Raw genomic sequence first — 15,656 nt, 5'->3', positions numbered from 1 at the left:
ATTAATTTTAAGTTTGTTTTTATAGGAACATTTTACTTAACAATGTTTTAATAATGCTTTTTTTATTTAAAGCAATAAAATTAAAAAAAACAAACATATTTGCCTAATAATCAATACATTAAAAATTAAATAATCGTATTTTTGTTAGGCTTTTCACCATCGAAAAACATTAGGTTTAAAATGCGTTTACCGATATATACTATCGATATTTTCCTTAGTAAAATTCTTTTCTTTTGGTTCATTAAATAAAATGAAAAAGGAGTTTAAACTCGGATGGCATTGAAAAGTTTAAAGCAAGAATCAGTCACAAGAGTATCTAATAAATTCTTGACTTTCGAAGCTGACATTATATCATTTAAAAGTGGAGACCAGAAGCCACTAAAAAAACGGGGCGTCATCGAAAAGCCAAACGAGTAGAAAAATTAAAAAACAGCAAAATGGAAAACATGAAAAAAGTAATGGTTCAATTTGACTTTCCTAACATGACAGCAAAGCAATATGATCAAGTTTGGCAAGATCTGCGTGCAGCAGGTCATGAAAATCCAAAAGGATTGCAACACCACGTAGGTGCACCAACCGATAAAGGTTGGAAAGTGGTGGATGTTTGGGAAAATATAAACAAGTTTAATGAATTTGGGCAAAAGTTGATGCCTATTCTTAGCAAGAATGGGATTCCATCAATACAACCGGTTATTTTACCGCTACACTATGAATATAGTGGTATCAAATCTGTATAATTATGACAGTTAAAGGTAAATTAGGGCGGACTGTCTCTGGCAGACAGTTCCTCCCTAATTATTCGAGTTTGTATGCTGTAACAAAAATGAAAAACTACCTAACTTCCATTTTTGTATTTTCAGATTCTGTTCAGGATAAAAACTAGATATAAACAAATGGAATGGACACTGGAACCATCAAAACTTCATTTGACCAGTTCTTGATTTTTAAGATGTTACGTTATCCATTAGAAAGTGGAATCCTCTTTTAATAAAGCGATACAAAAATTACAACGAAAATGAAAGCAAAACAGAAAATAGCTGCCTTGATACTATTAGGTATCTTCAGCTTAGTCACACAGGTTCAGGCTCAAGATATGAAAATGCATGCTGACCATATCATGGTTATGCCTGGTGACATTAAGTGGGGCGATGCTCCTCCTAGTCTGCCGCCTGGAGCAAAAGTAGTAGTAATAGAAGGAGACCCAAGAGCAATGGGATTATTTACCATGCGAGCTAAAATTCCAGCTAATTATATGATAATGCCCCATTTCCATCCCGCCGATGAGCACATTACTGTTCTTGAAGGATCTTGTTATATGGGAATCGGAGATAAATTTGACGAAAAAACAGCTATGAAGATGACGACAGGAGGATTTGCAGTGATGAAAACCGGCACTCACCACTATTTCTTCACAAAGGAGGAATGCATCATACAATTACATGGCATGGGTCCTTGGGGAATCGCCTACGTTAATCCTGCCGATGACCCCAGAAATAAAAAATAAATTCAGGCCATGCATGACGTTTTAGGGACCAATGGAAGTTTTGTTGTCATTGCGTTGCAAAACAAGTAACGGAAAGAATTGTCCCGCTAGCATATCCGTAACCAGAGAAACGGTTCATAAAAGACATCGTCCAAAAAAGTGTGTCCTTTTAAATTAAGTGTGTAAATTTGGTGTTTTAGACTATATTAAAAAAGACTTTGCAAGTTAAGAGAGCATCTAATGATAACACTTATAAATTATTTCAAAAAACTGGGCTTCGAAGAAAGCGACCTTACTGAATTTTTAAAACACATTAAGATAAGAAAATTTGATGCCAATGAAATCATTTTATTTGAAGGACAAATAGAAAATTACCTTTCGTTTATCGATGAAGGTATCGTTCGATATTATGCCGTTAACAATAGTAAAGAGATCACTTTTGACTTTGCCTTTGAAAATTCTTTTTACTGTGCTTATGATTCTTTTTATAACAGAAAAAGTACTTCGGTCTATATTCAAGCCATAACAAACTGTCAATTGTATTCCATCTCTTTCGAAAACCTGACTTTATTATATTCCAAATGTGAAACTTCCAGAAAACTCGGGCAAATGGCAACCGAATTTTTATTATCAAAAAAAGTAAAAAGAGAACTGGATTTACTCATAAAAACACCGCAAGAAAGATACGAGGCACTTTTTACAGAGCAATCAAAACTTATTAAATCAATACCCCAAAAATACATCGCTTCTTATATTGGTGTCGTCCCAGAAACATTGAGTCGAATCCGCAAACGCATTTCTTGACCAAAGTCAATTCGACTGAGAAAATACTTCCTCAATTTTGTTGAAATAATTAACTTATAAAACAATAAATTGAAATGAAAGTATTTATCACCCACATTGATACAGCCTGTGTTTTAATAAACATAAATGGTTTTAAAATATTGACTGACCCAACACTCAACAATAAAGATGGATGGTTACCCCAATATGTAAGCAAACCGCTTGCGTTTTCCAAAAAATATATAGATCCTGCTCTTTCAAATGAAGAAATTGGGAAAGTTGATTTGGTTTTATTAAGTCATGACCATCATAAAGATAATTTAGACAAAAACGGTAAAGCTTTTATAAAAACGGTTCCAGTAGTACTATCAACAACAGACGCGGTTGAACGATTGAAGAACGATAACACCGTAGGGCTTGAAAACTGGCAAGAATATAAGATTACAGACGAAAGAGTAAAAGGATTAAAAATTACTGCCATTCCTGCACAACATACAAACATTAAAAGGTTAGACAAACTAATGGGTAAGGTTCTGGGATTTACCATAGAATGGGAAGGGCAAGAAAACGGTTGTATTTATATTTCAGGAGATACGGTGCTTTTTGAAGGCGTATATGAATTAGCCAAAAGAAAAAAAGTTGATGTAGCAATTTTACATTTGGGAGCAGGAGCATTTCCTTATTTAAAGAAGAATTTAAGACTAACAATGAATGGTGAGGAGGCAATTAAAACTACAAATTTGTTAAATGCTAATTATGTAATCCCCATACATTATGAGGGTTGGTGGCATTTTAAACAATCGGTAAAATCATTAAGAAATGAAATAGAAAACTCGAATGTTCAAGATAAATTTATTTGGCTAAAAAGTGGTATCCAAACTGAAATAATTAGGGAGAATAAATGTATTAACGTTGAGCACCACAACAAAACAATAAAAACTGACCTCACTTTAAAAATCTAAAACATTAAAAAAAATTATGCCATAAAAAAACCCGACTCTCGTCGGGTTTTGATTATAATCCAGCCACCGCTTTTATTTCGTCAATAATTCTAAGTGCCAAAGCATCCGCTTTTTCTTGTGAAGCCGCTTCGGTATAAATACGAATAATAGGTTCTGTATTAGATTTTCTTAGGTGAACCCAATTTTCAGCAAAATCAATTTTCACACCGTCAATAGTGGTAATATCTTCATTTTTGTATTTCTCAGTCATGGCGACAAGAATCGCATCAACATCAATTTGTGGCGTTAATTCAATTTTATTTTTACTCATATAATACTCAGGATACGAAGCACGCAAAGCAGAAACTGTCATTTTTTTGTTGGCCAAATGCGTTAAAAACAGCGCCACTCCTACCAAACTATCACGTCCGTAATGCAATTCCGGATAAATGATTCCGCCGTTTCCTTCACCACCTATCACAGCATTATTCTTTTTCATCAATTCCACTACATTCACCTCACCTACTGCACTGGCTTCATAGCTTCCGTTATGCATATTAGTCACATCACGCAACGCACGGGAAGACGACATATTCGAAACGGTGTTTCCTGGCGTTTTACTCAATACATAATCGGCGCAAGCAACCAAAGTATATTCTTCTCCAAACATTTCTCCGTCTTCGCAAATGAAAGCCAAACGATCTACATCTGGATCAACTACAATTCCTAAATGTGCTTTTTCTTTTACTACCAATTCTGAAATATCAGTCAAATGTTCTTTCAACGGTTCCGGATTATGAGGAAAATGTCCGTTTGGTTCGCAGTATAATTCTACTACTTCAACGCCCATTAATTCCAACAATCTTGGGATAATAATTCCACCCGAAGAATTTACGCCATCAACAACTACTTTAAATTTAGCCGCTTTTACCGCATCAATATCCACTAAAGGTAAATTCAATACTTCATCAATATGAATATCCATGTACGCATCGTTAATCATAATGGCTCCTAAATCATCCACATCCGAGAAATCAAAAGCTTCCGCTTCAGCAATTTCAAGAATTTTTAATCCTTCTGCACCATTCAGGAATTCTCCTTTTTCATTCAATAATTTCAAGGCATTCCATTGTTTTGGATTGTGGGAAGCCGTAAGGATAATTCCACCTTCCGCTTTTTCTAAAGGAACAGCAACTTCAACAGTTGGCGTTGTTGAAAGACCCAAATCAATCACGTCAATTCCTAAACCAATTAAAGTGTTTACCACCAAATTGTGAATCATTGGTCCCGAAATACGGGCGTCACGACCTACAACAACTGTTATTTTTTCTTTTCCAATATATTTTTTCAACCAAGTTCCATACGCCGAAGCAAATTTAACTGCATCAACAGGTGTCAGATTATCACCAACTTTACCTCCTATTGTTCCACGAATTCCTGATATTGATTTTATTAAAGTCATTGATTATTATTTTAATTTTTGAATTATAAATTTTAATTTGTCCACAAATATAATAATTGGCGGTTTATAAAAGTCATTTAGAATTCAAAATTCATCATTTAAATTCCTAAATTAGGCGAATGAATTTTTTAGCACACATCTATCTTTCCGGTGACAATGATTTAATCAAAATTGGCAATTTCATGGCCGATGGAATTCGTGGAAAACATTTTGAAAGTTATCCTTTAGAAATTCAAAAAGGAATCATTCTGCATCGTGCCATTGACACTTTTACCGATGCGCATCCCATTTTTAGACAAAGCACCAAAAAACTACATGAAAAATACCATCATTACGCCGGTGTTATTGTAGATGTTTTTTATGATCATTTTTTGGCTAAAAACTGGACTAAATACTCTGATGAAAACCTAGACCATTTTGTAGAACGTTTCTACCAATCTTTACAGGATAATCATATCATTCTTTCGGAAAGAACTAAGGAAATAATGCCGTACATGATTGAACAAAATTGGCTGGTGAGTTATCAAACGGTGGAAGGAATTAATCGAATTTTGACGCAAATGGATCAACGTACTAAAAACGAATCTAAAATGCGGTTTGCTACCCATGAACTTTCCGAATTTTATGCGGAGTTTGAAAAAGAGTTTAGCAATTTTTTTCAAGAATTAATCCTATTTTCGAATACTAAAATAACCACCTTATGAAAAAAATACTTTTTCTCCTTGCCTTTGCCCTTATAGGTTGCAAATCGAATGAAAAAACGGTAGAACCAACTGGTTTAGTAACTTCAAAAGCTATGGTAGTTTCAGCTCGTGAAGAAGCTTCGAAAATTGGAGTTGAAATCATGAAAAAAGGCGGAAATGCTTTTGATGCGATGGTTGCCACGGAACTGGCTTTGGCAGTTTCACATCCACAGGCAGGAAATATTGGCGGTGGCGGTTTCATGGTTTTCAGAAAAGCCAATGGCGAAACTGGAGCAATAGATTATAGAGAAAAAGCACCTTTGGCAGCCTCAAAAGATATGTTTCTGGACGAAAAAGGAAATGTAATAGAAGGAAAAAGTAGAGAAACCGCTTTGGCATCTGGTATTCCGGGTACCATTGCAGGAATATTTGAAGTACACAAAAAATATGGTTCTTTACCCTTAAGTGACATTCTGAAACCTGTAATTGCCTTGGCAGAAAGAGGCGTTGTTGTCACTAAATTTCAAGCCGAAAGTTTGGCCTATTACAGAGCTTCCTTTATAAAAAGCAATGGAAAGAATAGTTTGTTTTCCAAAGCATATAAAGAAAATGATACCATAAAATATACTGCATTAGCAGCAACATTAAAACGAATTGCTAAAAACGGTCGGGATGAATTTTACAAAGGGGAAACAGCCCAAAAGTTAGTTGCTTTTCTTACTAAAAAAGGCGGAAATGCTACATTAGAAGATTTAAACAGTTATAATGCCAAATGGAGAACTCCAATTACTTTTCAATATAAAAATTTAAAAATCACCTCGATGTCTCCACCAAGCAGTGGCGGAATTTGTCTGAATCAAATCATGGAAATGATTGAGCCTTTCAATCTTTCACAAATGGGACACAACAGCGTAAAAACGATTCAAGTTATTACAGAAGCAGAACGTAGAGCGTATGCTGACAGGAATTACTTTTTGGGTGATCCTGATTTTGTAAAACTTCCGATAAAAGAATTACTAAGTCCATCGTATTTAGAAAAAAGAATGAGTGATTTTTCATTCGATAAAGCTTCTAAATCCTCCGACATTGCCCATGGAGCAATTAAAGGATATGAAAGCAATCAGACCACGCATTATTCTATTGTTGATGCTGCTGGAAATGCAGTTTCGGCAACGACTACTTTAAATGATAATTATGGTTCTAAAATATATTGCGACGAATTGGGTTTCTTTTTGAACAATCAAATGGACGATTTTAGCGCCAAACCAGGGGTTCCAAACTTATATGGATTGACTGGAAGTGAAGCCAACAGCATTGCTGCCGGAAAAAGAATGTTGAGTTCCATGACGCCAACCATTGTCGAGAAAGACGATAAACTTTTCATGGTTGTGGGTACGCCGGGAGGTTCCACAATTATCACATCGGTATTACAAACGATACTAAACGTGTATGAATTTGATATGAGTATGCAAGAAGCGGTAAACGCACCTCGTTTTCACCATCAATGGTTACCGGATGAAATTACTTTTGAACCGAATTCTTTCGATAAAGAATTATTGAATAATTTAAAGAAAAAAGGGTATCTCATTAATGAAAAAAACAAAGAAATCATTGGTGAAGTAGATGCTGTTTTGGTTCTTCCGAATGGTAAATTGGAAGGTGGAGCAGATAAAAGAGGTGATAACAAAGCCGTTGGTTTTTAAAATTATAGTATCTGAATGAAAAAAATTATTATTCTATTGAGTATTCTTTCTATTGGTTGCAAAACCCAAAATGTAATGGTTCAACCCACTGGACTCGTTGCTAATGAAGCAATGGTAGTTTCAGCACGTGAAGAAGCTTCAAAAATTGGAGTTGAAATCATGAGAAAAAGAGGCAATGCTTTTGATGCGATGGTGGCAACCGAATTGGCTTTGGCAGTAGCCTATCCGTTTGCAGGAAATCTTGGCGGTGGTGGTTTTATGGTCTATCGAAAAGCAAACGGCGAAATTGGTTCATTAGATTACCGCGAAAAAGCGCCATTAGCAGCCACTAAAGATATGTTTCTTGACGAAAAAGGAAATGTTATTAAAGGAAAAAGTACCGAATCTCCTCTTGCTATTGGAGTTCCCGGAACGATTGCCGGTGTTTTTGCAGTTCATAAAAAACTGGGTTCATTGCCTATCGAAGAAATTCTAAAACCGGTAATTGCATTAGCCGAAAGAGGTGTTATTGTTACCAAAAAACAAGAAGACCGATTGGCTGCTTATCGAGCGAAAATTATAAAAGTAAATGGTGACAAAACGCTATTTGCAACTGCTTTTAAAGAAAATGATGTTATAAAATATCCTGCGCTGGCTGCTACATTAAAAAGGATTTCAAAAAATGGCAGAGATGAATTTTACAAAGGTGAAACAGCTAAAATATTAGTTAAATATCTTCAAGAAAAAGGAGCCATAATCACCTTGGAAGATTTGGCTAAATATGAAGCTAAATGGAGAACGCCACTCACTTTTGATTACAAGGATTTGAAGGTGATTTCTATGCCTCCACCCAGCAGTGGCGGAATATGTCTCGCTGAAATTTTCAAAATGATTGAACCTTACGATTTGGCTAAAATGGGACATAATTCAACGGAAGCCATTCAAGTTATTGTAGAAGCCGAAAGAAGAGCATACGCAGACAGAAGTTATTATCTGGGTGATCCTGATTTTGTGAAAATTCCTTTGAAAGCATTAATGGCTGATGATTATTTGAAACAAAGAATGTCGAATTTTAGTTTTGAAAAAGCCACTTTATCATCAGATGTAAAAGAAGGAAAAGTAAATTATAATGAAAGTACAGAGACTACCCATTATTCAATTGTGGATCAGTTTGGCAATGCGGTTTCATCAACTACAACATTAAACGACGGTTACGGTTCTAAATATTATTGTGATGAATTGGGCTTTTTCCTAAACAACGAAATGGATGATTTCAGTGCCAAACCAGGTGAACCGAATATGTTTGGGTTAGTGGGAAATGAAGCCAACAGTATTGAGCCACAAAAACGAATGTTGAGTTCTATGACGCCAACTATTGTAGAGAAAAACGGAAAATTATTTATGGTTGTGGGTTCTCCCGGAGGTTCTACGATTATTACATCGGTATTGCAAACGATATTAAATGTTTATGAGTATCGTTTGAGTATGCAAGAAGCCGTAAATGCACCTCGTTTTCACCACCAATGGTTACCGGATTTGATCACTTTTGAACCCAATACATTCGATACTAAAACCTTTGAATCCCTGAAATCAAAAGGATACCTTATCAATGAAAAAACAACACCCGTAATAGGAAAAGTGGATGCCATTTTGGTTTTGCCAAGTAAAAAACTCGAAGGTGGCGCTGATTTTAGAGGAGACGATAAAGCTGTAGGGTTTTAGGTTTTAGGTTATGGGTTATCGACTATGTTGAGCATTTTAAATTGATATTGCCATTGTTATTGAATTTTGCCATTGAAATTTTATTTTATGAATTTTATTACAGCATTAGAAAACGCTTTTAAAGCAAATCAAAATCCAGAAAATGCCTTTCCGATGGCAAAATACATGAAGAATAATTTTTCGTTTTTTGTAATAAAAACAGAGGAACGAAGACGCATTTTCAAGGAAATTTGGAAAGAAAACAAAGAAGAAGTTGCTGCAAATGCAAGAGTAATTGCATTGGATTTATATTCAAAAAGAGAACGGGAATTTCATTATTGCGCGATTGAAATTTTGATAAAAGAGCTCAAAGGGAATTATAAAAAAGAAGACATTCAACTGATTGAAAAACTGATAGGCAACAATTCTTGGTGGGACAGCGTCGATACGATTGCGAAGTACATTTTGGGTGAGTATTTATTGGAATTTCCATTGGAAACCAAGAATATAATAGAACGATTTTCAAAGTCAGAGAATATGTGGTTGAACCGAAGTGCTATTTTATTTCAATTGGGCTACAAACAAAAAACGAATGCTGATTTTTTATTTTCAGAATGCTTAAAACAGTCTCATTCTAAGGAATTTTTCATTCAAAAAGCAATAGGCTGGGCATTAAGGGAATATGCAAAGTCAAATCCTGAAGCGGTTAAAGAATTTGTAAAAACCAGTAATTTAAAACCATTAAGCACAAAAGAAGCGTTGAAAAATATGTGTTAGGATAAAATAATAGTAGTTTTGCACCCCTTTTAAAAAGTATCATGTTCAAAAAATATATTTCGAAATTAGAAACTATAATAGCTTTCGCGCAATCCATGTTGACGCCAAAGCAGTTTATATTTTTATCGGCGGTTTTGGTTGGTATTTCTTCCGCTTTTGCTGTAATTGTATTAAAATCTTTTGCGCACTGGGTATTTTCTTTTGCTACGTATGTCAGTGGAATTTTAAAATTGGGCTTCATCAATAGTATTTTGCCCATAATTGGTATTCTGCTTACTGTTTTTGTTGTCAAAAGAGTTTTGGGAGGAACCATCCAAAAAGGGACTTCGCAAATTTTGTATGCTGTTGCCAAAAAAGCGAGTATTATTCCAAAAAAACAAATGTATGCTCAAATTGTAACCAGTTCGTTAACTGTTGGTTTAGGAGGTTCTGCAGGTTTAGAAAGTCCTATTGTTATTACCGGTGCTGCTTTTGGCTCGAATTATGCCCAAAAATATAAATTAAGTTATAAAGACCGAACGCTACTTATAGGTTGTGGAGTTGCTGCAGGAATTGCCGCTGCCTTTAATGCGCCTATTGCCGGAGTTTTATTTGCTATTGAAGTTTTGCTTGTTGATGTGAGTATTGCTGCATTTACACCCATTATGATTGCCGCTGCAACAGGTGCTTTAGTTTCGGTAATTGCATTAGATGAGGAAATTTTGCTTTCGTTCAAACAACAACAAAGTTTTGATTATCATAACATTGCTTTCTATATCCTTTTAGGTTTGTTTACCGGATTTATTTCGGTTTATTATTCCCGTAATTTTCAGAGAGTAGAACATTTTTTCGCAAGACTTAAATTATCACCTTATAAAAAAGCGTTGTTTGGTTCTTCGATTTTGGCCATTCTTATTTTTATTTTTCCGACGCTTTTTGGCGAAGGATACGAAAGCATCAAAACATTATCTGAGAATGATCCCGGGAAATTATTGGAAAACACATTATTTAGCGGTTTTCGAGACAATAGTTGGGCTTTATTGGTATTTGTAGGCTTGACTATGATGGTAAAAGTTTTTGCAACTGGAATTACTTTAGGCAGTGGCGGAAATGGAGGAAACTTTGCTCCTTCCCTATTTTTGGGATCTTATGTTGGTTTCTTTTTCTCTAAATTTTTAAATCTGACAGGACTTGCTAAATTACCAGTAAGTAATTTCACATTAGTTGGAATGGCAGGAATTTTAAGTGGTTTGTTTCATGCACCCTTGACTGCGATTTTCTTAATAGCAGAAATTACTGGAGGGTATAACTTAATGATTCCTTTGATGATTGTTGCTTCAATTAGTTTTGCGATTTCAAAACGATTTGAAAAACATTCTATGGATGTAAAGAATTTAGCCAAAAAAGGACATGCTTTTACGAGCAATAAAGACACCAATATCCTTTCGACCTTAGAGACCACTTCCATAATTCAAACGGATTATTTAACGGTTTCACCTGATGAAAATTTAGAAAGGCTGGTGGATTTAATTTCCCATTCCAATCAAGTTATATTTGCAGTTGTGGATACTGAAAAAAATTTATTGGGTATTGTTCATTTTAATGATATTCGAGAAATAATATTCAATACGTACCGAGTAAAATATACTTTGGTTAGAGAAATAATGATAGAACCTACAGAAATCATTTCTCCTGATGATAGTATGGAAATGGTCATGAATAAGTTTGAAAAATCGAAAAAAGCCTTCTTACCCGTTCTCAAAGAGGGGAAATATTATGGTTTTATTTCGAAATCTTTTGCGCTAGAAGCCTATCGAACAAAACTAAAATCAATGACGATTGAATAATTTCTAATATTAAAATGATATTATTGATCCACATCCATAATAGAAAACGCTAACTTAGGTTGGCGTTTTTTTATATCCTAATTTAACATAAACTTCTAAAGTGTTCTATCGAAAGAATAAATTAAAATGTGCTTTCCGAAGAAGCATGATAGGTGACTGAGTCCCTAACAATCACATAATGCCCTAATTACATTTTTTTTGTTTCATACTTTATTAATTAATATCTTTAGGCATAATTATAATCTCTAAATTAATTAACAAGAATATCATTTCATCTTGTAACATTTTAAAATAAATTTATACTAACACAATAAACCAAACAAAAAATTATGAAAACATTAAAATTATCGATCGTTGCATTCTTATTTTCTATTGTAAGTACTTCAGTTTTTGCACAAAGTGCAGATGAAGTTATCTCTAAATACTTTACAACTATTGGAGGTGTAGAAAAATTAAAACCCCTTAAAGGTGTTAAAATGGAAATGAGCGTTAATGCTCAGGGTATGGAAATTCCAGTTGAAATGGTACAATTAGCTGGAGGTAAGATGTATGTTAAAATTTCTTTACAAGGAAAAGAAATCACTCAAATGGCATCGGACGGCAAAACCATTTGGAATACTAATTTCATGACGATGAAAGCGGAAAAAAGTGATGCTGAGACAACAGCAAATGCTATTCTAAGCAACAACGACTTTCCAGATGCATTGTTAGACTATAAAGCTAAAGGATACGCCGCAGAATTTATAGGAAAAGAAACTAAAGAAGGTACGGAATGCTTCAAGATAAAATTCACAAAAAAACCAGTTACTGTTGATGGTGTAAAAATGGATGATATATCCTATTACTATTTTGACACCGAAAATTATTTAGCAATAGCAACAGAAACAGAGATTAAACAAGGTCCAATGAAAGGTCAAAAATCGGTTTCAACAATGAGTGATTATCAAGAAGTTGATGGTGTATTTTTCCCATTTGCCATGAATATGGGAGGCCAAGATATGAAAATTAAAAAAGTAACTTTAAACCCTACAGTTGCTGACAGCGCTTTTGCTTTTCCAGCGCAATAATATCAAGCTATAACAATCAATCCTCAACCTGCGTTGGGGATTTTTTTAAAACTCTTTTTATGAAATAGCCATGTTTCTTAAAACACAAATTGTGTCTAAAGATTTTTCCTCATGGCGTATAACCTATTCCTATAAAAAAATATTATCTACGTATGAAAAAAACCAATCTATTAATAGCAACTTTACTTCTTTTTGTGTCATCAGCAATTAATGCACAAGAAAAAGTAATCCTTAAAGGAAAAGAATTATTTGGTGACATTTCCGCAAGACATCTTGGTCCGGCGTTGATGAGCGGTCGTATTACCGACTTGGAAATGCACCCAACCAATAACAAAATAGTCTATACGGCTACCGCTGGTGGTGGTGTCTGGAAAAGTTATGATGGCGGAGCCTCATTCGCTCCCATTTTCGATGGACACATTCAGTCTATCGGTTGTGTAGCCATTGACCCATCAAAACCTGATCAAAATATTTGGGTAGGAACTGGTGAAACCTGGACACGAAACAGCGTATCCGTAGGTGACGGAATATACAAATCTACAGATGGTGGACAGAACTGGAAAAATATGGGATTGCCAAAATCCGACCGTATCAGTTCTATTGTAATCGATCCAAAAAACAGCGATGTGGTATGGGTGGGTGTATTAGGAGCCTTATGGGGAGACAGCGAAGAAAGAGGTATTTATAAAACTACAGACGGCGGAACCACTTGGAAAAAAGAATTTTACGTTGATGCAAAAACAGGTTGTTCGGATCTAATTATAGATCCAAAAAATGCTAACATCATGTATGCCAGTTTTTGGGAATTCCGAAGAACGGGATGGTCATTCAATTCTGGTGGGGAACAATCTGCATTATACAAATCGGTTGATGGTGGCAAAACATGGAACAAAATCCACAATGGTTTTCCTCAAGGCAAATTAGGAAGAATCGCAATCGCCGTTGCGCCTACTAACTCGAATATTTTATATTCCGTACTCGAAACTGAAAAAAGTGATAAAAATGGCTTATACCGTTCCGATGATGCTGGCGCAACATGGAAACATTTAAACAGTGATTTTGGTTTGGTGGTGCGTCCTTTTTATTTTTCAAGAATTGTGGTCGATCCAAAAAACGCTGACATCGTTGTTAAAGGCGGATTAATGGGTTCTATTAGCCGAGATGGCGGAAAGACTTTTAAGAGTTTAGGAAATATGCATGGCGACATTCACGATGTTACTTTTGATATTAATGACAGTAATCGCATGTATTCTGGAACCGATGGCGGTGTATATAGAAGCTGGGACGGTGGCTCAACCATGGAAATGGTAAGTAGTTTACCCGTTTCCCAATTTTATCATGTAAGTATAGACGATAAAGAGCCTTATAATGTATATGGCGGATTGCAAGATAATGGTTCTTGGTATGGGCCTTCAAAAAGTCCGGGTGGCATTGAAGCAAGAGATTGGACTCGCGTAGGTTATGGAGATGGTTTCAGAGTAGTGAAACATCCATCTAAAAACATTATTTATAGCGAAATGCAAGGTGCCGAAAATGTATGGCGTTTCAACATTGACAGTCAAGAACTTATTACTATACAGCCACTTGCCGTAAAAGGAGACCCTAAACTGCGTTTCAACTGGAATACCCCTATAGAAGTCAGCAAAAAACAAACCGATCGCCTTTATATAGGAAGTCAATTTGTTCATAAATCGGAAGACATGGGGCGTACCTGGACAAAAATATCTCCAGATTTGACCACAAATGATCCTAAGAAAATGAATCAGGAAAATTCAGGTGGTTTATCCAAAGATAACTCGGGAGCCGAAAATCATTGTACACTTTTTACCATTGCAGAATCACCGCTAAACGAAAATATCATTTGGGCAGGAAGTGATGACGGCAACATTCAGGTGACAAAAGATGGAGGAAAAACATGGACAAATGTTGTGGCTAATATCACAGGATTACCAAAAAACACTTGGTGTTATCATATTGAAGCCAGTGTTTTTGGAGAAGGAACAGCTTATGCCGTTTTCGAAGGGCATACCAAAAACGACTATGCGCCATACACCTATAAAACAACGGATTTTGGTAAAACTTGGAAATCGATAATCACGGCTGATGTGGACGGATTTGTACGCAACATTCAGGAAGACTATATAAATGAAAATTTATTGTTTTTAGGAACCGAAAAAGGATTATATATAACTATTGATGGTGGAAGCAATTGGTCGCATTTTACAAACAAAATGCCATCAGTAGCGATTCACCACATGGAGTTGAATAAAAAAACCAACGATTTGGTTATGGCAACCCACGGAAGAGGAATAATCATTCTGGACGACATTAGCCCATTACGTCAAATAAATCAAGTAGTTCTAAATAAAGATTTGCATTTCTTCGATTTAAAACCAGCAGTAATAGAAGAGCAATCTAATTTTGGAACAACGGCAACTGAATTGGAATTTGTTGGAAATAATCCATCTTCGAGTGCCCAGATTATTTATTACCTAAAAAAACGTCATACTTTAGGGAAAATGGATCTTGAGATTCAAGATGAAAATGGCAATAAAATAACTACTCTTACACCTGGTAAACAAAAAGGAATCAATGTTGTAAATTGGAATTACAACATGAAAAATCCTAAAATTGCAGCAGGAAAAACGCTCTCCTATTATGGATTTACAGCACCAAGAGTAGCCGAAGGGAACTACAAAGCGGTCCTTACAAAAGGAAAAGAAACCTACACTTACATACTAAAAGTAGTAAACGACCCAAAAAGTAGTATTTCTGCTGCAGACCGTCAAAAAGAAAGAAAAATTACGCGTGTATTATTCAACATGAACGAAGAATTGGCCTACACAGTATATGAAATCGATCAGACTAATAGTTTGCTGACCGAACTTATGGCAAAAGACAAAGGATATACCAAAGAAGCTACCAAAATAAAAACGGCTTTTGATAATTTAAAAGCAAAATTGGTGGTGACAACTGGTGATAACTACGTAGGTGCTGCAGAGCCACAATTAAGAGAAAAATTGGGAGAATTATATTCTAATATCGCCAGCAGTTTTACGGCACCGTCCCCTTCACAACTGGAGAACATGGAAGTGATAAAACAACGATTTGACAATTCAATAAACGAGTTTAAAACGTTAAAGTCAAAACACGAAGCTTCTTATCAAAAGAAAGCAAAAGAAAGCAATATTCCTTTCGTGCTTAAGCCTTTTAATGAATTTGTAACCGAATAATATTTATCAAAATTCCTC

The 15,656-nt window shown here is 35.2% G+C and carries 12 protein-coding genes; 11 read left to right on the top strand and 1 reads right to left on the bottom strand.

Annotation, left to right across the window (positions count from 1 at the left end; genetic code table 11):
- The first annotated feature begins 437 nt into the window (after window positions 1-437).
- The 4 genes from ACNQGX_RS07015 (at window position 438) to ACNQGX_RS07000 (ending at window position 3,228) form a co-directional block, all read left to right on the top strand.
- On the top strand, window positions 438-737 hold the full coding sequence (locus ACNQGX_RS07015) for a hypothetical protein (RefSeq protein ID WP_417975212.1): 300 nt from the start codon (window positions 438-440) through the stop codon (window positions 735-737).
- 278 nt (window positions 738-1,015) lie between these two features.
- On the top strand, window positions 1,016-1,504 hold the full coding sequence (locus ACNQGX_RS07010) for a cupin domain-containing protein (protein ID WP_417975211.1): 489 nt from the start codon (window positions 1,016-1,018) through the stop codon (window positions 1,502-1,504).
- 219 nt (window positions 1,505-1,723) lie between these two features.
- Window positions 1,724-2,287 carry a Crp/Fnr family transcriptional regulator gene (locus ACNQGX_RS07005; RefSeq protein ID WP_417975210.1) on the top strand — a complete coding sequence of 188 codons (564 nt, stop codon included), beginning with the start codon at window positions 1,724-1,726 and terminating at the stop codon, window positions 2,285-2,287.
- A gap of 74 nt (window positions 2,288-2,361) precedes the next feature.
- The gene (locus ACNQGX_RS07000) at window positions 2,362-3,228 is read left to right on the top strand and encodes an MBL fold metallo-hydrolase (RefSeq protein ID WP_417975209.1); all 867 of its coding nucleotides are present in this window, start codon (window positions 2,362-2,364) and stop codon (window positions 3,226-3,228) included.
- 52 nt (window positions 3,229-3,280) lie between these two features.
- On the opposite strand, the gene glmM is transcribed toward ACNQGX_RS07000, so the two are convergent.
- Window positions 3,281-4,669, bottom strand: coding sequence for a phosphoglucosamine mutase (glmM, locus tag ACNQGX_RS06995; RefSeq protein WP_417975208.1), 1,389 nt, complete (start codon window positions 4,667-4,669; stop codon window positions 3,281-3,283).
- A 119-nt stretch (window positions 4,670-4,788) separates the two neighbouring features.
- On the opposite strand from glmM, the gene ACNQGX_RS06990 reads away from it, so the two are divergent.
- The 7 genes from ACNQGX_RS06990 (at window position 4,789) to ACNQGX_RS06960 (ending at window position 15,638) form a co-directional block, all read left to right on the top strand.
- Window positions 4,789-5,373: an acyl carrier protein phosphodiesterase gene (locus tag ACNQGX_RS06990; protein WP_417975207.1), complete on the top strand. Its 585-nt coding sequence runs from the start codon at window positions 4,789-4,791 to the stop codon at window positions 5,371-5,373.
- On the top strand, window positions 5,370-7,055 hold the full coding sequence (ggt, locus tag ACNQGX_RS06985) for a gamma-glutamyltransferase (protein ID WP_417975206.1): 1,686 nt from the start codon (window positions 5,370-5,372) through the stop codon (window positions 7,053-7,055). The genes ACNQGX_RS06990 and ggt (ACNQGX_RS06985) overlap by 4 nt, the downstream gene beginning before the upstream one ends.
- A 15-nt stretch (window positions 7,056-7,070) precedes the next feature.
- Entirely contained in the window at window positions 7,071-8,756 is a 1,686-nt protein-coding gene (ggt, locus tag ACNQGX_RS06980; protein ID WP_417975205.1) for a gamma-glutamyltransferase, read from the top strand.
- Between the two features lie 87 nt (window positions 8,757-8,843).
- Window positions 8,844-9,512 (top strand): DNA alkylation repair protein, encoded by a 669-nt coding sequence (locus tag ACNQGX_RS06975; protein WP_417975204.1) that lies wholly within the window; start codon window positions 8,844-8,846, stop codon window positions 9,510-9,512.
- 41 nt (window positions 9,513-9,553) lie between these two features.
- Window positions 9,554-11,338, top strand: coding sequence for a chloride channel protein (locus tag ACNQGX_RS06970; RefSeq protein WP_417975203.1), 1,785 nt, complete (start codon window positions 9,554-9,556; stop codon window positions 11,336-11,338).
- 329 nt (window positions 11,339-11,667) lie between these two features.
- Window positions 11,668-12,405: a LolA-like protein gene (locus ACNQGX_RS06965; protein ID WP_417975202.1), complete on the top strand. Its 738-nt coding sequence runs from the start codon at window positions 11,668-11,670 to the stop codon at window positions 12,403-12,405.
- A 152-nt stretch (window positions 12,406-12,557) separates the two neighbouring features.
- Window positions 12,558-15,638, top strand: coding sequence for a WD40/YVTN/BNR-like repeat-containing protein (locus tag ACNQGX_RS06960; protein ID WP_417975201.1), 3,081 nt, complete (start codon window positions 12,558-12,560; stop codon window positions 15,636-15,638).
- The last annotated feature ends 18 nt before the right edge of the window (window positions 15,639-15,656 follow it).

Origin of the sequence: Flavobacterium glycogeni (assembly GCF_048286775.1) — a bacterium.
Taxonomy (GTDB): domain Bacteria; phylum Bacteroidota; class Bacteroidia; order Flavobacteriales; family Flavobacteriaceae; genus Flavobacterium.
The sequence above is the reverse complement of the archived record's forward strand: the minus strand, read 5'-3'. Positions and strand labels throughout refer to the sequence as shown.

Bases quoted from the DNA above. Each gene is read 5' to 3' on its own strand.
- ACNQGX_RS07015 (WP_417975212.1), top strand. From the start codon at position 438: ATGGAAAACATGAAAAAAGTAATGGTTCAATTTGACTTTCCTAACATG.
- ACNQGX_RS07010 (WP_417975211.1), top strand. From the start codon at position 1,016: ATGAAAGCAAAACAGAAAATAGCTGCCTTGATACTATTAGGTATCTTC.
- ACNQGX_RS07005 (WP_417975210.1), top strand. From the start codon at position 1,724: ATGATAACACTTATAAATTATTTCAAAAAACTGGGCTTCGAAGAAAGC.
- ACNQGX_RS07000 (WP_417975209.1), top strand. From the start codon at position 2,362: ATGAAAGTATTTATCACCCACATTGATACAGCCTGTGTTTTAATAAAC.
- glmM (WP_417975208.1), bottom strand. From the start codon at position 4,669: ATGACTTTAATAAAATCAATATCAGGAATTCGTGGAACAATAGGAGGT.
- ACNQGX_RS06990 (WP_417975207.1), top strand. From the start codon at position 4,789: ATGAATTTTTTAGCACACATCTATCTTTCCGGTGACAATGATTTAATC.
- ggt (WP_417975206.1), top strand. From the start codon at position 5,370: ATGAAAAAAATACTTTTTCTCCTTGCCTTTGCCCTTATAGGTTGCAAA.
- ggt (WP_417975205.1), top strand. From the start codon at position 7,071: ATGAAAAAAATTATTATTCTATTGAGTATTCTTTCTATTGGTTGCAAA.
- ACNQGX_RS06975 (WP_417975204.1), top strand. From the start codon at position 8,844: ATGAATTTTATTACAGCATTAGAAAACGCTTTTAAAGCAAATCAAAAT.
- ACNQGX_RS06970 (WP_417975203.1), top strand. From the start codon at position 9,554: ATGTTCAAAAAATATATTTCGAAATTAGAAACTATAATAGCTTTCGCG.
- ACNQGX_RS06965 (WP_417975202.1), top strand. From the start codon at position 11,668: ATGAAAACATTAAAATTATCGATCGTTGCATTCTTATTTTCTATTGTA.
- ACNQGX_RS06960 (WP_417975201.1), top strand. From the start codon at position 12,558: ATGAAAAAAACCAATCTATTAATAGCAACTTTACTTCTTTTTGTGTCA.